Origin of the sequence: Mesorhizobium erdmanii, assembly GCF_013170725.1 — a bacterium.
Taxonomy (GTDB): Bacteria; Pseudomonadota; Alphaproteobacteria; order Rhizobiales; family Rhizobiaceae; genus Mesorhizobium; species Mesorhizobium erdmanii.
Window position 1 is genome coordinate 2,045,353 of the sequence record NZ_CP033361.1, and the last position, 23,000, is coordinate 2,068,352.

At 56.7% G+C, this 23,000-nt stretch carries 22 protein-coding genes and 1 tRNA gene; 12 read left to right on the forward strand and 11 right to left on the reverse strand.

Annotation, left to right across the window (positions count from 1 at the left end; genetic code table 11):
* The first annotated feature begins 8 nt into the window (after positions 1-8).
* The 5 genes from gmd (at position 9) to EB233_RS09910 (ending at position 8,702) form a co-directional block, all read left to right on the forward strand.
* Positions 9-1,076, forward strand: a complete 1,068-nt coding sequence (gene gmd, locus EB233_RS09890) for a GDP-mannose 4,6-dehydratase (protein WP_064992093.1) — start codon at positions 9-11, stop codon at positions 1,074-1,076.
* Positions 1,077-1,144: 68 nt separating this feature from the next.
* Entirely contained in the window at positions 1,145-2,062 is a 918-nt protein-coding gene (locus EB233_RS09895) for a GDP-L-fucose synthase family protein (RefSeq protein WP_064992128.1), read from the forward strand.
* Between the two features lie 21 nt (positions 2,063-2,083).
* Complete coding sequence (locus EB233_RS09900; RefSeq protein WP_064992094.1) at positions 2,084-3,490, forward strand: hypothetical protein; 1,407 nt, start codon at positions 2,084-2,086, stop codon at positions 3,488-3,490.
* 129 nt (positions 3,491-3,619) lie between these two features.
* Positions 3,620-5,137: a hypothetical protein gene (locus EB233_RS09905; RefSeq protein ID WP_244277825.1), complete on the forward strand. Its 1,518-nt coding sequence runs from the start codon at positions 3,620-3,622 to the stop codon at positions 5,135-5,137.
* A 439-nt stretch (positions 5,138-5,576) separates the two neighbouring features.
* Positions 5,577-8,702, forward strand: coding sequence for a metallophosphoesterase (locus tag EB233_RS09910; protein WP_081294343.1), 3,126 nt, complete (start codon positions 5,577-5,579; stop codon positions 8,700-8,702).
* A gap of 14 nt (positions 8,703-8,716) precedes the next feature.
* Here the strand turns inward: EB233_RS09910 and EB233_RS09915 are convergent, their stop codons facing one another.
* Positions 8,717-9,298, reverse strand: a complete 582-nt coding sequence (locus EB233_RS09915) for a recombinase family protein (protein WP_064992096.1) — start codon at positions 9,296-9,298, stop codon at positions 8,717-8,719.
* A 234-nt stretch (positions 9,299-9,532) separates the two neighbouring features.
* On the opposite strand from EB233_RS09915, the gene EB233_RS09920 reads away from it, so the two are divergent.
* The gene (locus EB233_RS09920) at positions 9,533-9,946 is read left to right on the forward strand and encodes a hypothetical protein (protein ID WP_064992097.1); all 414 of its coding nucleotides are present in this window, start codon (positions 9,533-9,535) and stop codon (positions 9,944-9,946) included.
* Positions 9,947-10,169: 223 nt separating this feature from the next.
* On the opposite strand, the gene EB233_RS09925 is transcribed toward EB233_RS09920, so the two are convergent.
* Positions 10,170-11,381, reverse strand: a complete 1,212-nt coding sequence (locus EB233_RS09925) for a hypothetical protein (RefSeq protein ID WP_155765451.1) — start codon at positions 11,379-11,381, stop codon at positions 10,170-10,172.
* Positions 11,382-12,121: 740 nt separating this feature from the next.
* On the opposite strand from EB233_RS09925, the gene EB233_RS09930 reads away from it, so the two are divergent.
* Positions 12,122-12,433: a hypothetical protein gene (locus EB233_RS09930; RefSeq protein WP_155765452.1), complete on the forward strand. Its 312-nt coding sequence runs from the start codon at positions 12,122-12,124 to the stop codon at positions 12,431-12,433.
* A 118-nt stretch (positions 12,434-12,551) separates the two neighbouring features.
* Here EB233_RS09930 and EB233_RS09935 read toward each other — a convergent pair whose 3' ends face one another.
* Positions 12,552-12,767, reverse strand: a complete 216-nt coding sequence (locus EB233_RS09935; protein ID WP_064992099.1) for a helix-turn-helix domain-containing protein — start codon at positions 12,765-12,767, stop codon at positions 12,552-12,554.
* Positions 12,768-12,910: 143 nt separating this feature from the next.
* Between EB233_RS09935 and EB233_RS09940 the strand changes: the two genes are divergently transcribed.
* On the forward strand, positions 12,911-13,288 hold the full coding sequence (locus EB233_RS09940) for a hypothetical protein (RefSeq protein WP_171892219.1): 378 nt from the start codon (positions 12,911-12,913) through the stop codon (positions 13,286-13,288).
* A gap of 55 nt (positions 13,289-13,343) precedes the next feature.
* On the forward strand, positions 13,344-14,018 hold the full coding sequence (locus EB233_RS09945) for a hypothetical protein (RefSeq protein WP_155765453.1): 675 nt from the start codon (positions 13,344-13,346) through the stop codon (positions 14,016-14,018).
* Between the two features lie 112 nt (positions 14,019-14,130).
* On the opposite strand, the gene EB233_RS09950 is transcribed toward EB233_RS09945, so the two are convergent.
* The 3 genes from EB233_RS09950 to cpdR form a co-directional block, all read right to left on the reverse strand.
* Positions 14,131-15,153 (reverse strand): site-specific integrase, encoded by a 1,023-nt coding sequence (locus tag EB233_RS09950; RefSeq protein ID WP_064992101.1) that lies wholly within the window; start codon positions 15,151-15,153, stop codon positions 14,131-14,133.
* A 102-nt stretch (positions 15,154-15,255) separates the two neighbouring features.
* Positions 15,256-15,330: transfer RNA gene (locus tag EB233_RS09955), tRNA-Val, on the reverse strand.
* A 106-nt stretch (positions 15,331-15,436) separates the two neighbouring features.
* Entirely contained in the window at positions 15,437-15,799 is a 363-nt protein-coding gene (cpdR, locus tag EB233_RS09960; protein WP_006199474.1) for a cell cycle two-component system response regulator CpdR, read from the reverse strand.
* 163 nt (positions 15,800-15,962) lie between these two features.
* On the opposite strand from cpdR, the gene EB233_RS09965 reads away from it, so the two are divergent.
* Both EB233_RS09965 and hisN read left to right on the forward strand, forming a co-directional pair.
* The gene (locus EB233_RS09965; protein WP_027056741.1) at positions 15,963-16,904 is read left to right on the forward strand and encodes an N-formylglutamate amidohydrolase; all 942 of its coding nucleotides are present in this window, start codon (positions 15,963-15,965) and stop codon (positions 16,902-16,904) included.
* Between the two features lie 370 nt (positions 16,905-17,274).
* Positions 17,275-18,048, forward strand: a complete 774-nt coding sequence (gene hisN, locus EB233_RS09970) for a histidinol-phosphatase (RefSeq protein ID WP_064992102.1) — start codon at positions 17,275-17,277, stop codon at positions 18,046-18,048.
* A 135-nt stretch (positions 18,049-18,183) separates the two neighbouring features.
* On the opposite strand, the gene EB233_RS09975 is transcribed toward hisN, so the two are convergent.
* The 4 genes from EB233_RS09975 to EB233_RS09990 all read right to left on the reverse strand — a co-directional run bounded on the left by EB233_RS09975 (position 18,184) and on the right by EB233_RS09990 (position 20,659).
* Entirely contained in the window at positions 18,184-19,014 is an 831-nt protein-coding gene (locus EB233_RS09975) for a helix-turn-helix domain-containing protein (protein ID WP_064992130.1), read from the reverse strand.
* 106 nt (positions 19,015-19,120) lie between these two features.
* The gene (locus EB233_RS09980) at positions 19,121-19,357 is read right to left on the reverse strand and encodes a DUF1127 domain-containing protein (protein ID WP_064992103.1); all 237 of its coding nucleotides are present in this window, start codon (positions 19,355-19,357) and stop codon (positions 19,121-19,123) included.
* Positions 19,358-19,360: 3 nt separating this feature from the next.
* Positions 19,361-19,516 carry a hypothetical protein gene (locus EB233_RS09985; RefSeq protein WP_171892220.1) on the reverse strand — a complete coding sequence of 52 codons (156 nt, stop codon included), beginning with the start codon at positions 19,514-19,516 and terminating at the stop codon, positions 19,361-19,363.
* A gap of 165 nt (positions 19,517-19,681) precedes the next feature.
* The gene (locus tag EB233_RS09990; RefSeq protein WP_064992131.1) at positions 19,682-20,659 is read right to left on the reverse strand and encodes an alpha/beta fold hydrolase; all 978 of its coding nucleotides are present in this window, start codon (positions 20,657-20,659) and stop codon (positions 19,682-19,684) included.
* Between the two features lie 480 nt (positions 20,660-21,139).
* Between EB233_RS09990 and EB233_RS09995 the strand changes: the two genes are divergently transcribed.
* Entirely contained in the window at positions 21,140-21,607 is a 468-nt protein-coding gene (locus tag EB233_RS09995; RefSeq protein ID WP_013893124.1) for an Hsp20 family protein, read from the forward strand.
* Positions 21,608-21,693: 86 nt separating this feature from the next.
* Here EB233_RS09995 and EB233_RS10000 read toward each other — a convergent pair whose 3' ends face one another.
* The gene (locus EB233_RS10000) at positions 21,694-22,746 is read right to left on the reverse strand and encodes a threonine aldolase family protein (protein WP_064992105.1); all 1,053 of its coding nucleotides are present in this window, start codon (positions 22,744-22,746) and stop codon (positions 21,694-21,696) included.
* Positions 22,747-23,000 lie beyond the last annotated feature (254 nt).

The window sequence follows — 23,000 nt, forward strand, 5'->3', positions numbered from 1 at the left end:
AACGGGCAATGGCAGACAAAGTGGCGCTCATCACCGGGGTAACCGGTCAGGATGGGGCTTATCTGGCGCGACTGCTCTTGCAGAAGGGTTATGTTGTCCATGGCATCAAACGCCGTTCATCCTCGTTCAACACCGAGCGCATCGACGATATTTATGTCGATCCGCATGAAGGCGGTGTCAGGTTGTTCCTGCACTATGGCGATCTCACGGACGCCACCAATCTGATCCGGCTGGTGCAGGAGACACAGCCGGACGAGATCTACAATCTCGGCGCCCAGAGCCACGTCCAGGTGAGTTTCGAGACACCTGAATACACGGCCAATGCCGATGCACTGGGAACGCTTAGGCTGCTTGAGGCGATCCGTATCCTGCGCCTGGAACAAAAGGTGCGTTTCTACCAGGCCTCGACCTCGGAACTTTACGGCAATCCCTTCGAGGTCCCACAGCATGAGACGACGCCATTCCGTCCCCGGTCGCCTTACGCAGCCGCCAAGCTTTATGCCTATTGGACGACGGTCAACTATCGCGAGGCCTACGGCATTTTCGCATCCAATGGCATCCTGTTCAATCATGAGAGCCCGGTTCGCGGCGAGACTTTCGTGACGCGCAAGATCACGCGGGCGGTTGCTTCCATTCATCGCGGCAAGCAGGACGCGCTCTACCTCGGCAATATCGACGCCAAGCGCGACTGGGGCCATGCGCGCGACTATGTCGAAGGCATGTGGCGTATACTGCAGCATCAGGAAGCGGATGATTTCGTGCTGGCAACAGGCGAGGCACATTCGGTGCGCGAATTTGTCGAACTGGCCTTTGCCCAGACCGGACGGACCGTTCATTGGCAAGGGCAAGGTGTCGACGAAATCGGCGCCGACGCCAGCTCGGGAGCCGTTCTGGTGCGGATCGATCCGCGCTATTTTAGGCCGACCGACGTTGATCTGCTTGTCGGGGATGCATCCAAGGCAAAAGCCAAGCTCGGCTGGTCGCATACAACCGGTTTCAAGGAACTGGTGGCCGAGATGGTGCGGGCCGATCTGGAAGATATCGACGCCGATGGCAGGCCTGGCGGCGGTTCGTGAGAGGCTGAGCCGTGGACCAAACCTTCGACCTCAGAGGCAAGCGGGTTTTCGTGGCCGGGCATCGCGGCATGGTGGGGTCTGCCGTGGTGCGCCGGCTGGCGAGCGAGGATTGCGAGATCCTGACCGCCCCACGCGCTGAGCTCGACCTCCTGGATCAGGCCGGTGTGCGGCGCTGGATGAGCGACCGTCGGCCGGATGCCGTGGTGATCGCCGCGGCCAAGGTCGGCGGTATCCTGGCGAATGATCGGTTTCCGGCCGATTTCCTGTATGACAATGTCACCGTCCAGACCAATCTCATCGAGGCCGCCTTCCGCACCGAAGTGGGCAAACTGCTGTTCCTCGGCTCCTCCTGCATCTATCCAAAACTGGCGCCGCAGCCGATTCCCGAGGACGCCTTGCTGACTGGTCCGCTTGAACCCACGAACGAATGGTATGCGATCGCCAAGATCGCCGGGCTGAAACTTTGCCAGGCCTACCGGCGTCAATACGGCGTCGACTACATCTCGGCGATGCCAACCAACCTCTTTGGTCCAGGTGACAATTTCCACCTTGAATCCAGTCACGTCATACCCGCACTTATGCGCAAGGCGCACGAAGCAAAGCAGGCCGGTGACAAGACCTTGCAAGTCTGGGGATCGGGCAGGCCGATGCGCGAGTTTCTGTATGTCGACGATGCCGCCGATGCCCTTGTCTGCCTCCTGAAAACCTACAGCGATGATTGTCATGTCAATGTCGGCTCGGGCCAGGACATCACCATCGCCGAGCTGGCCAGGACGGTCGCCTCCGTCGTTGGCGCGGACGCGGAGATTACGTTCGATGCGGCCAAACCGGACGGCACACCGCGCAAGTTGCTGGATGTTTCGCGGCTGTTTGGCATGGGATGGCGCCCCCGGCATTCGCTGCGTAGCGGGTTGGACGAAACCTATGCTTGGTTCCTTCGGCATATCGAAGGCGGTCAGGTCCGGCTGACAGCGCCTGAAAGTTGACGCCGCTTGAGCGATTTCTCCATGAAGACATTGGCGGCGACCAGGACAGATGGTCTTGGCGGGCGCCTGCTGGCCATGGTCAATGCAAAATGCCTCGCCGACGAAATGGGGTGCCGTTTCGGCTTCACCTGGAACCGGCGATCCATCGACATGCAATTCCATAGCGTCGATCCCGTCGACAAAGTTTTTGCCGGCGATTTTATCGAAAAACACTGGCTGGGCGAAAAGATCGACACGGCCCGGTTCGCCGTCCTCGATGCTACCCGGTTCACCCGGTCCAGCCTGGTGGCAGATGGCCGTCGGAACGGATACGAGGGCTGGATCTGCAATAATTTCCGCATCCTGAAGTCGTACCGGCAGGGCTTGTTCAAGGCGATGCTGCCCGCCCACAGGTCGGCCCGATCGAGACATCGGACGTTTGGCACGTTTGGCTTTTCCGAACCGGTGCGAGCAACTATTGCCGCCGCCGGCAAGCCCCGGTTTTCCCGGCCCATGGCCGCGTTGCACCTGCGCAGCGGCGACATTGTCCACGGGCACTACCGTTCGGAGCTGGAGTTTTGTGACAAGGTCATTCCCGCGCCGCTGGCCAAGGCGATCGTGATGAAACTGGCGTCGAGAGGCCTGGCGACGCTGATGATCGGCCAGGACCGAGCGACGCTCGACTATCTGAAATCGGAGACCGGAGCCTTCGTCACCGACGATTTCGGCGCCAGTCAGTTTGAAGACGAGACATTCAAGGCGTTTTTCGAAATGGCATTGATGGCTCGGTGCCGGCAAATCCACGCGGGAAGCAGTGTATTCGCGACGATCGCGTCGGTGATGGGCGGCATCCGGGTTATCAGGCCGAAAGCCGTGTTCGGCGAACGCGGAACGGCGACAGCCATCCTGGACGAATTGAAGGCGCGGCAGTCCGATTACCATCCGCTGGAGGCGGCGTTCGGTTACCAGGCGGCTTTCGTGCTGACGGAAAACAGCATTGCCCCGGCGCGGGCGAGGGAGATCCTCGAAAAGGCGGCCGCGCTCGATCCGCAAAACCCCGCCTATGCGCTGAAGCTGGCTGCAGGCTATTTTCGTGAACGCAATTATCGAGAGGGCGAGGCCGTTCTGAAAGCGTTCATGCTCAAGGAAATCGATGTCCTTGTTGAGGATTCCATGCGGATTCTGCAGGTTCTGACGCACCCTTCGTCACGCCGCCAGATGATGGCCGGTGACTTCGAACTCTACTTTGCCGCTGGCAAGGCGGGCCATCCCTACGCCGCGGCATGCTCGGCCCATATCCTTCGCACGGCTCCAGGCAGAATCGAGGACGCCCTGGCAATGGCTACGCTATCGCTCGAAGCGGAACCCACCAACCGCCTGTTCCGGGACGTCGAACTGGCGGTTCGGACAGCCGCGGCGGCAAATGACAGCTCGCTCTTGCGAGGCTAGAGCAATTCCAGGAAAAAGCGTGAGCGGTTTTTCGTTCGGAATTGCGTAAAAACAAAGAGATAGTGCGTTTCGCCGTTTCCGTGAGACGGCGAAATGCACTAGCCCCCGGTCGGCGCTTCGAACTGCGCAATGAACTGGAACAGACATATGCATGGTTTCTCCGCCACATTGAAGAAGGCGATGTCCGGGAAAAAGGCGGGGTCCGGCTCGGGGCCAGGTGACGACAAATCGATGCTGATTGTCGTCAACCGGGAAGACGGGTTGGGTGGCCGTCTGCTGGCGATGGCCAACGCAAAGTCCCTTGCAGACCGGCTCGGCTATCGTTTTGGCTTTACCTGGAACAGCAGGGATATCGTCGACCAGGAATCCCATACCGTCGATGTGGTCGGGAAGATATTCTCCGCCGACTTCATCGAGAAGCATTGGCTGGGCGAGACAATCAAGGCTGCCGACTTCGGCGTCCTTGGCGGGACGGCGTTCGTGCCGTCGGACCTGGAGGCGGTTGCAAGAGGGGGAAAGCTGCGCGGTTGGATCTGCGACGACTTCGATGTCCTCGATTTCTTTCGTGACGAGGGTGTCCCGCCGGCTCGATCCGAAACGCTGCGGGCCTTCGGGTTCGCGCCGGCCGTGCGGCAGGCGCTGGATGCCGCCGACAAATGCCGCTTTCCCGGCCCGATGGCCGCTTTGCATCTTCGCAGTGGCGACATCGTCTACGGCCGTCACCGCAGAAGACTGGTCTTCGCCGACAAGGTCATCCCGTCGACCCTGGCCAAGGCGATCGTGTCGGAACTCTCGTCGAAAGGCCTGACGACGCTGCTTGTCGGCCAGGATCGAGCGACGGTCGATTATATCAGCGCACAAACCGGAGCGCTGCGGACCGATGACTTCGGCGTGGCGGACTTCAGGGGCGAGGAGGCCCTCAGCGCATTCTTCGAGATGGCGCTGATGGCAAGGTGCCAGCAGATTCACGCCGGCAACAGCATCTACGCGGCGGTCGCGTCCGTCATGGGTGAGGTCCCGTGCGTGGGCGCCAGCGCGCTGTTCAGCAAGCCGCGCGCGGCGGAAATCATCGTGGAGGAATTGAAGGCGCATCAAGCCGACTACCATCCTCTCGAAGCCGCCTTCGGCTATCAGTGGTCGTTCCTGTCGCTGGAAGACGAGATCAGTCCGGCGCGGGCAAGGGCGTTGCTGGAAAAAGCCCAAGCACTGGACCCGGAAAACGACGCCTATGACCTGAAGATGGCAGCGGCTCATTTTCGCGAGGGCAATTATCCGGCCGGCGATGCCATCCTGAAATCCCTGATGACAAGCCAGTCCCGGGTTCGCACCAAGATTCCCTTGCCGATGATGGATATCCTGGTCGATCGGGTCGGCGATCAGCTTACAATGGTGAGGGATTTCGAGGTGTTCTTCGCGGCGGCACGGGCCGGCCATCCCTACGCCATGGCATGCTCGGCCTACATCCTTCTTGAAGTTTTGGGAGACAGGAAGGCGGCGGTCGAGATGGCTGGGAAGCTGGTGACGATGGAGCCGGCAAACCGAATCTTCAGGAGAATCAAACGGCGTGTGCGGTTGGGCAAGAAACCGAAATCCGGCCTTGCGAGAATAAAATGGCGCCTTGGCCGGCTGATGACGTCCTGGCCGTAGGGCTCTTGATTGAGCAGCCACGGCTCAGCGGCTGAAAATCAGATTGTCTGGGTTCGAATGGTGGGCGTGACAGGGATTGAACCTGTGACCCCTGCAATGTCAATGCAGTGCTCTCCCGCTGAACTCGCGTTCGCTCCTGTCGAAAGACTGAATAAATTCAGCTGCTTGCGCAGTCTACGATCTTTCTCGGCTACACGCAATCCTCAACAAAAAAGAGCAGGTTTGCGCCTTTCGTTGTGACCGGAGTGTGACCGGGCCGGGCCGACATCGCAGGCTCCGACTGAGCGGGAGAACAAAAAAAGCGCGTCACGTTAATCTGGTGCCATTTGCGGCTCGTGGATACGGCCAAGGGCAATAGTCGGCGATGCCCGCCCAAACGTGCCTTCTCATTGCGCTTCTTAACCCGAGAAGCTAGTCTCTTTTCAGGCGGAGAAGAATCATGAAATCAAATGTATTGCATATCAGCGATCTGCACTATTCGGACAAAAATGCAACACAGAACCTCTACCTAAGGGACGCCTTCTTCAAAGACCTGCAAGAGGTATTTTCGCAAGATGAGAAGCCAACTGCAATGGTCTTCTCTGGAGATATTGTCAACAATCCGGACGAAAAGAATGTGTACCTCGATGTTATTGAGAGGTTCATCGACCCACTGCAGCAGATAACGTCGATTTCACCCAAAAATATAATACTTTGTCCAGGTAACCATGATGTTAGCTTTACCAGCCTGAAGGCAAACAGTATTTTTAGAGATGGGCTTGAAAAGATGCGCGATGACCCAGCGTCAATTGATGGGTTGTATGGAGACGGAAAACTAGATGATTATGCCAAAACCATTTGCGAGCAGTTCTTCGAATTTTCCGAGTACTTGGAACAGCCGTGGGATAATCCTTTTTACAAAGTTTATGAAGTTGGCGGGCAAGTAGCTATCTCACTGAACATGGCCTTCTCATGTAGCTTAGGCGGTTCAAAAGCTGATCGAGGAAAGTTGTTCTTTCCTGCGAGTGCCTTATCTAAAGCGCTTCTCGAAGTTCAGTCAGGGCATTGTGATATATTGACAGGGCATTTCCCACTGTCTGATTTGAATGAGCCGCATGCTAAGTTAATTGAAAGGGAGGTTCAGAACAAATCGCATTTATATTTGTTCGGCCATGTCCATAACCCGAGACCGACGACTCTGGTAACCGCCGACAGCTCGCTAATCAGGTTGCAATCAGGGGCTCTCTACGCCAAAGATGATAATTTCAAAGGATATTCGTATATTGAGGAAGAGGCGAGAAATCTCAGAGCCACCTATAGATCTTATTATGATGAACGGTCGATGTTCGACGAAGCAACTAACGTGGGGCGCAGAGGTGAATTTTTTGATAGTGATTTGTCAAAAAAGTATTGGTACGACAGGAAGCCATCGTACACAAACCAGAAGCTAGTTGACCATTTGTCTGGGCCTATTTCTAAGTACTACCTCGACAACTACAATGTGGGGATTTCGGATCAGTCCCTTCTGGATACGTATGTTTTCCCAACCTTGGCTGAAGTCGATCCATCTAAGGATGGACCGAGCGGCGCTGCCTTGGAGGTTTTTCGTCGGGAGGCCGACTTTCTCGAGATTGACGACAACGTCTGTTGCCACCTTCCGTCAGAGACGGGCGCCACTAGCCTTTTGGCCTATCTTGCCATTCAGTTTTGTCAGCGAGCGGATGAGTGTTCCAAGCCTAGAATCCCCATCTTTATCGACATTCGCGAATGCAAACCGTATCCAAGCGCTGTCAAAGGTGTCGTGAAATCGGCTCTCCCCGAAGCTGATGATCCGCTTTTTGGCTGGAGCGCTCGTATTGAGGATCAGCCCTTTGTCTTGTTGGTCGACAACTATAGCCCAAACGACAAGCAACATGTAGCCTGGCTCCAGACCGCGCATCAATTGCTGCCAAAGGCGAGGTTCGTAATATGTGCAAAGTCGCCGTTTGCAGCGCAAAGCACCAATGCTAGAACTAACCTAGATTTGCCATTCGGCTATCGCTCTTGGGTACTTTATCCACTTGATCGCGGTGAAGTCCGCGCAATCGTTAAGAGATTTGGTCTCCCTGACAACATAGATAAAAATTTGATCGTTGACGATATTATTTCAAAATTTAGGAACATAGGCATACCTCTCTCTGGTCCTATCGTGGCGATGTATCTGACAATCTTACGAGAGAGGAAAAGTTATGCGCCCATAAACGCGGCTGCGGTGACGGAAAATTTCATTGAAGTGACTCTTGAGAAGGGCGTTACTTCGGTCGTATTTCAGGGTGATTTTGATTATAGTGAACAGGTTTCTCTACTGGCATGCATTGCGGAGAAGCTTGTTAGGGGGAATATCGACTCGTTTACACCTGACGAGCTTCACACGGTAATTCGGCACTATTATTCTGAGAAAGGGATATCTCGTCAAGCTACCGATATAGTGAAGTTTTTTTGCGACAAGAACATATTTGAGGAAAATAATGCTCGGGTCTATTTCAGATATCGGATGGTGTTCAATTATTTGGTTGCTAAGCAGATCGAGCTAGAAGTAGATTTCCGGAAATACGTATTTGATGAAGAGAGAATTTTCGATTTCGTACCCGAACTTGACATTTATTTTGGTATTAATCGAAAAGATGAAGAGGCGTTGGCCTTCATAAGCGGCGAATACCTCAGAGTATCGCAGGAAATCGAGAAGGAATTTGGGCCACTGTTGAGCATTGAGGCGGCTGCTGATCTTAAGCTTCCTAAGACGAAAAATCTCAACGAATTCATGTCGATGTTGACTGACCGTGTGGTCACAGACAGTGAAGGTGGAGACGAAGAGCAACGTGATGGTAAAGTTGAAGGCAGAAAAGACAAACCGACACAATTTATTCAAAGCTTCAAACGACCCGAAAAGACTAACTTGTTAATCAGATGGGTGAAGATTCTTGCCTGCTATAGCGTCTGCATAAAGAACTCGGATCGACTGTCGAAGGAGGTAAAGGAGAAACATCTACAGCAAATAATGGTCGGTTGGGGTATCGTGGCAAGCCTGTCATTCCAGGTGGTGGGCCTTCTGTTTGAGAATGGAATAGTCAAGATTGGGACTTACGAATTTAATTTTGGGGTGAGGCGGCTAGCTGATCCTCGCGTTATCCGTACAATTGTCGCCAATGTACCCGGTTTTGTTAGCACGTACTCCAGAATGTACCTAGCATCCGGAAAGTTGTCTGACTTGGTTAGGTCACTGGAGGTCACGGGATTTTCTGACTTCATTAGAGTGTCGATGTTGGTTGACATGAGGTCGAAGGATTTCTTGAAAGACGTCGAGGCTTTTGCGCGTGACAACAAGTCAAGTAATTCCTTGTTGGAGTCAATGATGTGGAAGCTGCGAGATAGCTTTCTGAGATTTGGCATGGAGTCGAAATACGTTGCTCCTTTTAGGCGTCTAATTGCGGAGTTAAACGTTAACATTCTCGGCCTAACAGGGGAGAAGCGATCTCGTAAACTAACTGAGGTTGCGCAGAGGCTTGATGAACTGAGGCTTTCTAGGAGAATTGCGAAAAAAGATTAGGAACTGCAAGCCATTCATGCTTTCTGGATAAGCGAAAAGGCGCTCCCGGTTGAGATGTTATATTTCTTGGCGATTTGTCTGACGGACATTCCGTTCGCAGTGTCTCGCTTGATATCTAGTAGGTCGATTCGGAGCGGTGGTCTCCCGAGCTTGAGGCCCTTGCCTTTTACCCGCTCCAAGCCGGCTTTGACTCTTTCCCGGATCATCGCGCGTTCAAACTCGGCAAAGACACCCGTCATTTGAAACATGGCTTTGCCAGAGGGTGTCGTCGTGTCAATTGCCTGCTGATGGAGGTAAAGGTCCACGCCATTTGTATGAAGATCGTCCAAGGCCTGAACCAATCCGATCAGGCTCCGTCCAAGCCGGGACACGTCCCAAGCCATAACGACATCGAATTTCGCCCTAATAGCGTCTTTTAGCATGCTGTCATAACTAGGGCGCTTGTCTCGTCCTTTGGCGCCGCTGATTCCTTCGTCCTGGTAATTGGCGGTGATCGACCAGCCTTTGGCGCTAGCGACCCTCTCCAACTCAATCCTCTGGTTCTCGGTAGTCTGCTCTTTGGTGCTGACTCTGAGATATAAAGCTGCGCGTTTCACAGATGCCTCCGCGTTCAGAAAACATCCCTTTTTTGAACAGCAATCTTGACTCTTTGAAGGCGGTGAAAATCAAGCACTAGGGAGGCCGAACTCGCGTGGGGTTTTTTGAACACGCCTAGCAGCATCGATCCAACGCAATTCCGACACTTGGCGCCAATTCCGGGACGGTTGCAGCCTAGACGAATCGCACGCCAGTCCTCTACGAGTTCCAATCTGTGGGAGAGAGGGATTGATATGCCGCTGGGCGAACAGGGTGTAGTTGACGCGATTGAGGCATGGCTAAAAGAAAGCGGTTTTTCGGAGGTCGAAGCCATCGTAGCCGGGGCGCGCGGTTATGATATCGTTGCCAGACGTGACGCCACAGGTGAGCGTTGGTTGATTGAGGCAAAGGGCGGCGCGCGTTCAGGATTAGACAATTCCAACGCCTCGTGGGGAAGAGTCGGTGCAGCGTTCTCCATGACTGCCGGATGGCGGTTTCAGAAAGACATTCCGGGGGAGCGCTTTGCCATTGGCATCCCGTCTTCCTACTGGTTTGACAAGCACCTTCGGCGGCTGCAACCAGCACTCGAGTACCTAGGTATTTCGGTATTTCAGGTGAGTGACGACGGAGGAGTGATCTTCACCGAGTACTGTCCTTTAAAAGGGTAGGCGTTCGCTCCCCACAATCCCATCCCGAGAATTTGTAAACCTTTGTTTCAGGGGGCCTGGAGGAGCCTCTGGGGGGTAACGGATGACTGTAGATCAACACCCCCAAATTTTGGTCAAATTATTTGTAAACCTTTGTCTATATGCATCAAACCTAGTTCGAATTGGCGATAGAAATCGCAAGGTTTACACAGGCTACTTTTGCACTTTTGCATGGATTTTTGAACTATGCGGAACGCATCGCTAGCGCTTTGATCTCAACTCGCGAGATCTCTTCAGGACTCGGCATGGCTGACCCAGAAGGTAACTTCCTGTCTCCGACAGTCAGCTTGGAAATTCTGCCCTGACCGGGATTCGTGTCTATGAGATAGCCCTCGTCAACAGCCTTCTTTGCGGTTCGGCTGATCACGGAGATGTCGCGTCCGAGCTTTTCGGCCAAGAGGGTGACGCTGAGCCCTTCATATGGCTTTCTGCCTACCGCTTCAACCAAAGTGCGGATGCTTTCAGGGACGCTTTTTGCCAATCCCTGTGACACTGCTTCGTTGGCTGAGTCGTAGACGATCCGGTAGTCGTCGAGTGTTGCGATCACGTCCCCATCCTCGTCCTTATCTCTCGTACAGGAGTGCAGGAGTGCAGACGCCCTGATGAGTGACAGGATTTGGGGAAAATCCCTTTTAACTTTGTCATGCGTCTGGGGCATTCTGACCGCGATCTCCCTCGCAAAAGGAATTTTGACAGTCTTAGGCAACGTTTGCATGTACTCATATAGCGCGAACCAAGGGCCGGTATTCGGCTCACTCACTGGTTTGATGATGCCTTCGGCCTGGGCAATCAAAGCCGCTCCGATCTGGTCGGGAGATTCCTTCATGTTCACTGACAGCATGCGGTTCTCATCTTCAGGATGGATGCCAACTGCGGTGGTTGTCATGATCAGCCCGCAAGGGCCTTTCAGGGTGGGCAGCTCGGATCCCTTTAGACCGCTGTCCGTGCTTTCGACGGTGGCATATCGAACCTTGCCCTCGCTGAGTAGCTGCCTTAGGAGCGTTCTTCCGGCCCCATCGGCCATCCCCGAGGCTTCTCCGATTATCAGGTGGCGGTTTATTAGCGACAGGTTCTGGAGGTAGACAATCGCCTTCTCCGACATTCCCTCAAACTCTTCGTACGCAGCTTTAGGGATGAAGTATTTCCCCGTTTTCAGGCTGAACGATTTTCCTGCTCCCGACGGTCCTTTGATTAGGAGTGAAACAGGACGATCAAGCATCCCGGTTAGCAGTGTGAGGTACACAAGCTGAGGCAGTTTTGTGTTTCCCGCGAATCCGAGGGCTTTTGTCTCCTGTCCCATGATTTCGATGATGTTGGTTTGTCTCTCAAGTCCTCCACACCGTTGGAGCAGTTCATTCTGGCCATTGGTAGTTTCGTCAGTTCTCTTCTCACTCATTTTCATTCTCTTCAAAAATGCACGCACGAAATTAACAATAAACAGCGGCCATCTGCCCGCGTGCTTAAGCATAGGAAAAAAATTGCTGACTATTGTTCTGAGAGTGGGCAACAAACCAGAGAAAGGATTATCATCCGGTCCAAAATGGAATTTCCCACCACAAATGGGTTTCCACTAAGCGGCACCACCGCAAGCTGCGGATTCCTGCTTTAAGGCAAAACCCTTCAGCACCACAACTTTCAGGTTATTAACTAGCACCAGAAAAATCAGCCTTCAAGGCCATACGAGAGATTTTTTGTTACGCATTAAACAGGGCGCTCGAAGCCACTTTTAGCGCGTCGGTAAGGGGGCAGCCCGCCAACCCTCCCCAACAACCTTGCAAAAGTGCAATAGCCTTCCCGGCGGGATGATGTCCGTCGGCATAGGTCGAGACTGGAACCTCCTGTCTATCATCGGTAGAGTGCATAAGACTCGGATAGGGGCGGCAGTGATGCGTCTCGGCTTCAAGGTACAGGCTGTTGCTCTGACATCAGTCGCCGTTGCTCTCGGGGGTCCATCCGCTAGGGCAGGGGAGACCGTGCAGAGCCTCCGCCAAAGCTGTCGTGGAGAGTATACGTCGGCAAATTTCAGCTATTCCGACCATTGTTGTAGTGCGGAATATTTCAAATATCACGGAAATGTATATTGTCGGTTTCACTTGGCGAAGATAGCTTGCGGCTGCGCTCAAGATGGAGGGGGAAATGCGTAAATCAATACCGTTAGCAATCGGCCTACTTATAAGCGGCGTAACCGGTGCTTCTGCAGTGCAATTGAAGGACTGCAGTCAAGGTTCCGCAAAGAAGCGCATTGCCTGCCTTCAGGCGAATATAAATACCCTAAATAGCTCGCTGGAAAAAATCGACAGCAATCCAAATCTGAGTGATATTGTCATTCAATGGGCAGGTCATCCAAATTCATGCGTCACATATATCGGAAACAACACGCTTCAGGTAAGAGATACATGCAGTGATCCAAACGAAAATCGATTTGTCATCCGTAAGTATCAAAATTAGCGTTGCGTAGCACGCCTTTATAGCTGGTCCTTCGGCTTTCCGTGAGTCCAAGCCCAGCCGTTGAGCAGCAGAATGCAAGCCTCACCTGCTACCACACCGGTGCAGGAGGTTCTTTACGTCACTCTCCCGGTAGCTTCAGAAGCTCCCAGGCCTCAACCTCAAGCACGCCCGCAAGCTTTTCGATGATCTTGAGGCTAGCGTAGTACTTACCCTTCTCGATCTGGCTCAGGTAGCTCCGGCTGACTTCCGCCTCATAAGCGAGATCGTCCTGAGACAGCTCCTTGGCATGCCTCAAGCGGCGCAAATTTATAGCGAGCACGTCCCGTAGGTCCATGCCGGAAACGAACCCGGTTGCTCAAAATGCGCACCTCGATATATTAAACAAAAGCCGAGTTCGCTATCCGGGCGTGAGATCGATTACTGCTTCTGGAGCGATCAGCCAAATGATGGGACGGTCCGAGTGTGGGAGGAATGGGTGTGAGGTTCGCGATTGCCCTGGGCGCCCTATTGATTTTCGGTAGCCACTCATACGCGACGGAATTTGGCTTGATGGGGGAAGGTACGTCAACTTGCGCGGAGATCCTCCAGCTGCACCCGGCGTTTGGTAACGATGGCGGCGCCGTCGTGCTGGCTTGGGCTCAAGGTTACATGAGCGGCATGAACATGGATCGGGTGGTAAATAAAGCTCATAAAATTGCCCAAGGTCAGCCAATTAAGAGTCTGGGAGACGTGACCATTCAAGGGCAAATGGCATTTCTGCTCAATTACTGCGAAAATCACCCGTTAGCGCATTTTACCTTGGCGGTGCAAGAGCTATACGTTGCGCTGCCGGATGTTAAGGCACTGAAAAATTAATGGTCCTTGATAAAAATCGTCTGCAACCTCCATCTTTCCGAGTAGGGCAAAACGGATGCGTGGGCTAGGATTGGTGACTGTTTGCATTGCGCTGCTTTCGGCATGCGGTACTGCAGACGCTAAAGCGGATTGTGAACTTAATTCGCGACTTTACCGGTCTCTCGTCAAAGAGGCTAACGACAAGAATTCCGAACAAGAGCTTCAATTCGTCGGTGGGTATTTCGGTACAGTCAAACTAACGGAATATAGACATGGCAAGGCTGTTTGGGTCGCACATGGCGAGGCTACCTGCTCAAATGGAATTTCGATCTGCTATATTATCCTTCCTTTGAAGTCGAAAGGTTCCGTTGAGCTGCCATACGAGACAGTTGAAACACAGGAATCATCTCTGGAGATGATTGTCATTCCCTCACTTAGAGAGAACGTTTATTTGTCGGATTGGAACGCGCTCGACAGAGGTAAATACGGAGGCCTTGCTGTGGACTTGCTAGGCGGCTTTACCCCTGAGGAGAATGAGGAACTCGCCCCCTCCAACGTGTACCGCTACGCGGGATGCAGCCAACCTGAGAAAGCACCTAAAGATAGCTCAGGGACACTAGGGGCTTTGGGTGAAGTTACGGGAGACGCACTAGGGGCTTCAGGAGAAGCTACGGGAGACGCTCCGCTTACCGATAGCATGTTTCAGAATTGTGAAAAATGGAGCCCTTCCTCCGCTTGCAAAAAGAAATAGGCAGATATCCTAACACGCAGGCACAGCAATTAGCCGATGGCGAGAGAAAAAGGCCCAAGGAAGGACCCCAAGGGCCTAGCAGGATTTGGGATGTTTTTGAGGGTGCGGTCTGCTAATTCACAAGGGCTGCTCCATTCAGCTTTCGTACAAGCTTCCCTCCGTCGGCATGAGCGTATCGCATCAGCATGCGAATGTCCCGATGTCCGCTGATCGACGCCACCTCCGGCACCGTTAGACCTTTCTCGAAAAACCGGGAAATCGCCTCATGCCGAAGGTCGTGGAAATGTAGATCGTCTATCTTTGCCCGCTTTGTCAGCTTGTCCCATGCGAGACGAACCGCGATAGGTGTAAGCGGGAAGATAGGTGCATTCCTCGCTTTGTCCTTGTCGCTCATCACGGCAATGTCTGTTTGAAGGATGGCCACGGCCAGCGAAGAAAGCGGAAGGGTCCTTGAATGGCCGTTCTTCGAGTCTCGAATTGTTGCCGTGCAGCGTTCAATGTCCACGTCACGGAACCGCAGGGCAAGTATCTCTCCCCGTCTCATGGCCGTTTCCAGCGCTAACCGAACGATTGGGATCAACAGAGGGTTTCGGGTCTTCTTGCCTGCCTCCAGCAGCTTCTCGAATTCGCCTTCGCTTAGCCGCCTTTCCCTCTTGTTGTCGGTGACCTTCAAGGCAAGGTCCGTAAGCGGATTCCAGCGGAGAGGGAGGTTCCAATCCATTCTTGCAACTTCAAACATGTTGCTGACAGGAGCGATCTGGCGCTTCAGGGTTGTGGTGGTGATCGTTTTCAGCCGTTCGTCTCGATAGGTCGCAAAGTCGGCTGTTGTCAGCTCCGAGAGGCGCTTTTTGCAAATCCGATGCCGTAGGAAGGCTTCAAGCACAATCCTTTCGATTTCGGCCCCTTTCTTGGCGGGTACGATTTCATCAAGGTAACGTTGGATAAGCTTGGCGAGGGTCGTTCTCTCCAGTTCCTTCCTATCAGGTCCAAGCTCTGCCCTGTCTGCCAGTCTCTCCTGATGCCTCGCCCATTCCTTCGCATCGGCAAGGAGAGTGAATGTCTTGGTTAAGGGGGCAACGCCCTTCCTGCGAATCTGCACCTGGTACTTGTCGCGGTGCTTCCGAATTGTGGCCATGACGAATCCTTTGCTGTGACCAGAGTGTGACCAGCAGCGAATTCGAGCAGTCTTCCGAGAAAGCTACAGACCGAATTTCTTTATGTTTTCAGAGGGTTCGAATGGTGGGCGTGACAGGGATTGAACCTGTGACCCCTGCAATGTCAATGCAGTGCTCTCCCGCTGAGCTACACGCCCATCCGAAGCCGCGCATACACCATTTTTGGTCCGGCGCGTCAATAGCAGGAAAAAAGGAAAAAGGCGTCGTCTCGCCGCAGCGGCGATGCCTTAGCGGAAGGGCGGCTCAGGCCGCCTGCAGCATCTTCTCGACCTCGTTGACGAGATCGCGCAGGTGGAAGGGCTTCGACAGCACCTTGGCGTCTTTCGGCGCCTTGGAATCCGGGTTCAGCGCCACGGCGGCGAAACCGGTGATGAACATGACCTTGAGGTCGGGATCGATCTCGGTGGCGCGCCGTGCCAGTTCGATGCCGTCCATCTCCGGCATGACGATGTCGGTCAACAGCAGCGAGAACGGTTCCTCGCGCAGCCGCTCATAGGCGCTGGCGCCATTGTCGAAATCGCTGACCTGGTAGCCGGCGCGTTCCAGCGCCTTGACGAGGAACCGACGCATATCGTCGTCGTCTTCCGCCAGAAGAATGCGTGCCATGATATCCCGTCCGAATCACCCGCCCGAGACTGCCGTCGGGCAGGCCCGTTAACCATCCTGTATATGAGGAGGTGACGGTAAACATCAAGTGAACGCGCGGAAGCATTATCCGCATTCGACAGGGCGGCCGGCGCGGCGAAATGCTGGACATGCGGCCAGCAAGGTGGCACTTTCATATCATGATGCATCGGTGTTTTCGGGTTCGTGCAAATTGAAGACGGCAGCCGAGGATTTTTCGGTCGTTCAACCCTTCGAAATCCGATCGGGCGCCGAACAGCGCGTCCCCTTCCTCTTCAACTCACCGCATAGCGGCCGCTACTATCCCGAGCGTTTCCTTGCCATGGCAAGGCTCGATCGCAACGCCATCCGCCGCTCGGAGGATTGCTACGTCGACGAGCTGTTCGGCGGCGCCGTGGCGCTCGGCGCGCCGATGCTGGCGGCGAATTTCCCGCGCGCCTATCTCGACGTCAACCGCGAGCCGTGGGAACTCGACCCGCGCATGTTCGCCGAGCCGGTGCCGTCCTTCTGCAACATCCGCTCGGCGCGGGTGGCGGGCGGACTTGGCACCGTGCCGAAGCTGGTGGGCGAGGGGCTCGACATATATTCCGGCCGCTTGCCGCTGGCCGAGGCCGTTGCCCGCATCGAGGCCGTCTACAAGCCCTATCACGAAACGCTGAAACGGCTTTTGACCAGAACCCATGCGCGCTTCGGCTTTGCCGTGCTGATCGACTGCCATTCGATGCCGGCGAGCATCCGCGTCGGCGACAACGGCCTGCGGCCGGACTTCATCATCGGCGACCGCTTCGGCATCTCGGCGACCGCGGCCCTGACCGAAACCGCGATCGGCCTGCTGAGTGCGATGGGCTACACCGTCGCACACAACAAGCCCTATGCCGGCGGCTTCATCACCGAACATTATGGCCGCCCGGCGCGTCATCTGCATGCGTTGCAGATCGAGGTCAATCGCGGGCTCTACATGAACGAGCGGACGTTCGAAAAGGCCGCCGGCTTCGATGCGCTGGCCGACGATCTGACGCGATTTTCAGCGGATCTGATGGCGATGCCAGACCATCACTTCATCGACCTGCCGCTGGCCGCAGAGTGAAATCGGGCCTTTGTTTTCATGCATGTCGTTGCCCAAAATCGCTAAGCATTTTTAGGCGACATGCATCGGAAATCGGGGCGTAAAAAAAGACCGCATCGGTTGCACGATACGGTCGAAGTCTAGGGAGGAAACGCCCAAGGAGGGCATGGACAGGAAAACCTGTCCGAGGTCGAGCCTATTGTGCGGTGCACAAATGTCAAGCGATCTTCAGCCTTTTTTAATTCAGAGTGATGTGGAAATTGCGTTTCGATGACGTCGATGTGACATTGGGGCAACAGATGTCGCGGCGAATAAATCGATAAACAGGCTTGTTTTGGCCGGAAAGTGTCGGCAGAGCCCGGTTGGACACTCGGCAGTGCGGGAGAATCAGTTGGACATCAGCATCGATTTCATGCGTCGCATCGCGCGGGCGGCGGCGGCGGAAACCTTGCCGCGCTTCCGCGCCCAAGGTGCGGTGGCCAACAAGGAAAAGGGCAGCTTCGACCCGGTTACGGAAGCCGACCGCGAGGCGGAACGCGCCATCCGGGCGCTGATATCGGCTGAGTATCCCGACCATGGCATTCTCGGCGAGGAGCACGGCAGCGAGAACATCGCCAGCCGGCATGTCTGGGTGATCGACCCGATCGACGGCACGCGCGCCTTCATCTCCGGCCTGCCGGTATGGGGGACGCTGGTCGGGCTGACCGTCGATGGCGACGCGGTCGCCGGCATGATGGCACAGCCCTTCACCGGCGAACTGTTCTACGCCAACGCCTCGGGCTCGCACTATGAAGGGCCGGGCGGACCGCGCAAACTTTCGACCCGCAAGACGACAAAGCTCGACGAGGCGACGCTGTTCACCACGACGCCGGCGCTGTTCAAGGGCGAGGCGCGCATGCGCTACGACGCGTTCGAGAAGCAGGTGCAACTCGCCCGCTACGGCGCCGATTGCTACGCCTTCGCCATGATCGCCTCGGGAAGCGTCGACGTCGTCGCCGATCCCGGCCTGAAGCCCTACGACATCGTGGCGCTGATCCCGATCATCGAGAAGGCGGGCGGCGTCGTCACCACCTTCGACGGCGGGCCGGCGGAAAAGGGCGGAGACGTGCTGGCGGCGGCAACGCCGGAGCTTCATGCCGCGGCCATGGCGGCCCTGCGCGGCTGATATCTCGGTGCTTTTCTTTGAAGCGGTTGCCTTAAAGCGCGTCGCGCTGAAGCGGATTCATGCGACGCGCTTTAAAAGTTTGTTCTGATGCATGTCGCTTTCCCAGAACCGCTGCACACTTCTGGGCGACATGCATTAGCGCGGCTGGATCGAGCGTTGGAATTCCGCGGGCGTTCGCCCGTAGACCTGCCTGAACGCCGAACTGAAATGGCTGTGGCTGGAGAAGCCGAGATCCAGGCCCAGCGTGGTCAGATTGTCGTAGCGGCCAAGCAGGTCGAGCGCGCGCGCCAGCCGCAGGCGCAGATGATAGCGATAGAGCGGCATGGCTTCGACCTGCTGGAAGACCTGCGTCAGATAGACCGGCGAAACGCCGACCTCGGCGGCGATCTCGGCCAGCGTCCAGCGCCGCGACAGGTCCGACGACAAGACGAGCTTGGCGCGGTCGACCAGTTTCTGCCGTCCGGGGCTGGCGCCCGCGACATGCGAGGTGCGGTCGCCGAGCGAGCGTCGCACCAGCGTCAGCGCCAGCGTCTCGGCCTCCAGCGTTTCGGCGACATTGCGGCTCAGGCTGTGGCGCAGAAGTGCCACCAGCGCCTGGGCGCGCGGATCGATGCGCCGACGTTGGCGGCGAAACCCCAGGCGGTCGCCGGAGCGCAACTGCTCTTTCGGCGCCAGTTCGCGCAACTGGCCTTCCTCGATGACGAGGTCGAGGCACGCATCGCCACCCTCGACGGGATGGCTGACCTGGTAGGGCTCGGCCTCATTGAGGAACAGCAACTGATTGGCTTCCGCGACGGCATCATTGCGGCCCACGTGGCGCACGAAGACGCCGCGATAGGGAAACACAAGATGCGTCGCCGCCGTGCATTCCTCTTCGCTCCTGTGCCGGCATTCGCCGCTGCACACGACATCCCGCACCCTGACAGTGCCGGTGTCCAGAAGCGGCCTTACCGTGAATTGCGACATGACCGCAGCGCTCATCCCTCATGCCGGAAACCGATTCCGCCATTGCGATGGACAGTGTACGCAAGCAGCCGGCCCAATCCTGTCAGGAGACTTCTGGACAGGCGCTTCACCAGCGGCGCCTGAATTCCGAATAGGCCTGGCCGCGCGACAGGCCGATGTCCTTGAGCTGTTCGTCGGTCATTTCGAGCAAAGCAAGCCGGCTTCGGCGGTTCTCCATCTGGCGGGTGAGCCATCTCGCCGCCGCAATGCATCGGCTGTGCAAGGCCCGCAGGATGGTTGCGTCGCGGACCGGTGTCGGGACCTCGCCTGCGAGGTGTTGTGCCGCTGTATGATGCGGGCGCATGGCTCAGTCCTCGCTCGCGGCGACCGCCGACGCGCCGGCTTCGTTCAGCGCGAAGGCGCATTCCTCACAGCAGACCTCGACGGCCTTGCCGCCGACCTTGACGCGGATCGGATTGGCGTCGAGTTGGCAATCGCAGGCGGCGCAGGTTTTCTCGGTCATGATCTCATCTCCATGGCGTTCAAATTCGACGCATGCAGATGAGCATTCCGGCCAGGCGCGGGCTGTCAGAATCTTTAGCAGTTTGAGTGCCGCGGGGCATGGCAGCCCGGTCATCCTGACAACGGTGTGTCAACTATGCCGGCTCGTGAAGGGGCTGCGGTGCTGTCAGGCCGTCGGATCGTCGGAGCCGGGAATGAAGGCGTCGAAGGCGGCCAGAAATTGTTCGCGGTAGAGGTCGATTTCCTGCAGGATCTCGTGCTGCGCGCCATCGATCATCAGCAGCGAGCCGAGACGCAACTGCCTGCCATAGGCTTCCACTGCCTTGGTCGAGACGACCCGGTCGGCACCGGCAGCGATGATTAACAGGGGGACCTGGATCCTTGCCATGAAATCAGGATCGCTGATGGCTTCCGATGCCTTGGCGGCAGCCCGCAGCCAGCGGATGGTCGGCCCACCAAGCGCCAGTTGCGGGTAGGTTTCGTAAAGCAGCGTGTTGCGCCAATAACGCTCGGGGTCCGACGTTACCTTGTTGGCTTCGAAAGGCAGCGTCTCTTTCGGCCGTGGGCCCATGGCGGCATAGAGCCTGCCCAGACCCATGAAACAGAAGAGCGAACAGACCCGGCGCACCGTAGATATCGAGACCGGCAGATCCGGCAAGGTCAGGAAGGGTGCGATGAGCACCATGCGGCGCACCCGGTTCACCATGGACGGCGAAGCCAGCAGCGCGATCACGGCGCCGGCGGAATGGGCGAGAATGTAATACGGCCCGCGGCAGTCGGGCAGCACGATCTCCTCGAAGAACTGCTCGAGGTCGGCGGTATAGTCGCGAAACGACCTGACATAGCCACGCTGGCGATCGCGGATCAGCCGGTCGGAATCGCCCTGACCGCGCCAGTCCAGCGTGGCGACGCCAAAGCCCCGCGCGGCAAGGTCGCGGATGGTTTCGAAATATTTCTCGATGCATTCGTTGCGGCCCGACAACAGCACCACGGTACCCCGAAGCGGACGCGCGACGGCGCCGAACAGGCCGTAGCGGATCTTCTTGCCGTCGCGCGTGGTGAAGAAACCGCCGGTGGCATTTTCCGGTCGCGGATTGCCCTCGGTTTCGTGGAAAAGCGGCGTGTCGTGGAAAAGGTCCGTCATTCGGCGCTTTGTGCTCGGCGTCTTCACGTGCCAGCCTGTCGCGGCTGGCCCCGTCAAGGTGATAGACGCCAACGCATCAAAAGCAAAGCAAATCTGGGCTACGCCGGGATTGCAACGGGGAAGGCCGGAAGCCGCTCGAAGGCGTGCTTCCGGCCCCTGTCGATCCGGGAGGAAGGGACGTTAACACCCGGTTCGGCCTCGTTGCGGCACCTCTCATAATCCGGCGCCGCCAATCCCGATCTTGAGAGGCACTTTAGCGGTGGCTGTCTGAACGGGCGCCGAAGCGCCGGTTCATCTGCCGTTCATCAACTGGCAGGCCATTGCGTCTTTTGCCGCCAGACGAAACTTGAAATGCATTCCGGCGCTCCCCAGATGTGTGTTGCGGTCGCCAATGTCGGGGCCGCTGGTCCTTCCGAAACGCCGCTTACGGGTTTCGAACCGGCCATACGCAAACCATGTTGCTCAACAGGAGAACACCTCATGCGTCACGTTGATTTTTCCCCGCTCTATCGCTCGACCGTCGGCTTCGACCGTCTCTTCACCATGCTCGATTCGCTTGCGCAGCCCGATGGCGCGCAGACCTATCCGCCCTACAACATCGAGCGCACCGGCGAGGATTCCTACCGGATCTCGATGGCGGTCGCTGGTTTCTCGGACGAGGAAATCTCGATCGAAGCCCACCGCAACGTGCTGACCGTGAAGGGTGAGCGCAAGGACGAGGGCACGGGCGAAGGTTCGGAGCTGCTCTATCGCGGCATTGCCTCCAGGGCCTTCGAGCGCCGCTTCCAGCTTGCCGATCACGTTGAAGTCGTCGGCGCCGCGCTGAAGAACGGCCTGCTCTTCGTCGACCTCAAGCGCAACATTCCCGAGGAGTTGAAGCCGCGCAAGATCGCGATCACCTCGGCTCCGGCCAAGGCCAAGCAGATCGAGGCCAAGACGGCTGCGTAATCGCAGCCCAGGAACAGAAGCGTCTCCTCCCGAGACGGAAGCGGCGCCGGAAGGCGCCGCTTTCTTGTTGTCCGTGCGACGGGTTGTTATCCGGCGATCAGCTGGCCGAAGCGGTCGACGTCTTCCGAAGTCGTGGCAAAACTGGTGACGAAGCGGTAGAGCAGTTCGTCCTCGCCCATATGGCCGTCGAAGCCATGCGGCTTGTGCCAGTCGTAGAAAGCGGCGCCCGCCGCCTGCAGCCTGTCGGCTTCGGTCTTCTTGATTACCGCGAACACCTCGTTGGCCTGCGGCAGCCAGGCCAGTTTGGCGTGGGCCGAATCCTCGATCGCCGCCGCGAGGCGTGCGGCCATGGCGTTGGCGTGGCGCGCGGTGTCGAGCCATTGGCCGTCCTTGAAATAGGCTTCGAACTGCGCCGCGACGAAGCGCGACTTGGAGAACAGCTGCGCGGCGCGTTTGCGCAGGAAAGCCAATTCCTTGGCGCGGTCGAGGTCGAACAGAACGATCGCCTCGGCGCACCAGCAGCCATTTTTGGTGCCGCCGAAGGACAGGATGTCGACGCCGCGTTTCCAGGTCATTTCGGCCGGCGTCGTGTCGAGCGCGACCAGCGCATTGGCAAAGCGGGCACCGTCCATGTGCAGCGGCACGGAATGACTTTTGGCGATGGCCGAAATCGCCTCGATCTCATTCAGGCCGTAGATGGTGCCAACCTCGGTCGACTGGGTGATCGAAACCGCCATCGGCCGCCCCCAGTGGACGATTTCGGGTGCGAAGCGGCCAATGGTCCGTTCCAGATTGTGCGGGTCGATCTTGCCGAGCGCGCCGTCGATGGCATGCAACCGCGCGCCGCCGGAAAAATACTCCGGCGCGCCGCACTCGTCCTCGATGACATGCGATTCGCGGTGGGCGAAGGAAATGCCGCCGGGCTTGTTGAAGGTGGTCAAAGACAGCGAGTTGGCGGCGGTGCCGGTCGCCACGAAGAACACCGCGACCTCGCGCTCGAAAATTTCGCCGAAGCGCTGGTAGACTGCCTGGTCGAGTGCGCTGTCGCCATAGGCGGTCGCAAAGCCGCCGGCCGCAGCCGACAGGCCGGCAACGATGTTGGGATGGGCGCCTGCCCAGTTGTCGGAAGCGAAGAACATGCATCTGCCTGTGGTTTGGGGAAATCGGGTTCTTGGGGAAATGGCGAGGAGTTGACCGGTTTAGGCGGCCAACCGCAAGGGCCAGACGCCGGAAAACCGTTAAAGCCAGCCAGTCGACAGGCGTAGGGATCGACGACTGAAGCTTACGTTTTCTCTCAGTTTCGCGTAATTTTATGTCGCGGAAAGCTCAAGTTTTTTGTGAATCGGTCTTGTGCGCGTCGGGGAATTCTGCCATAAAAATTTAGGACAGTAGT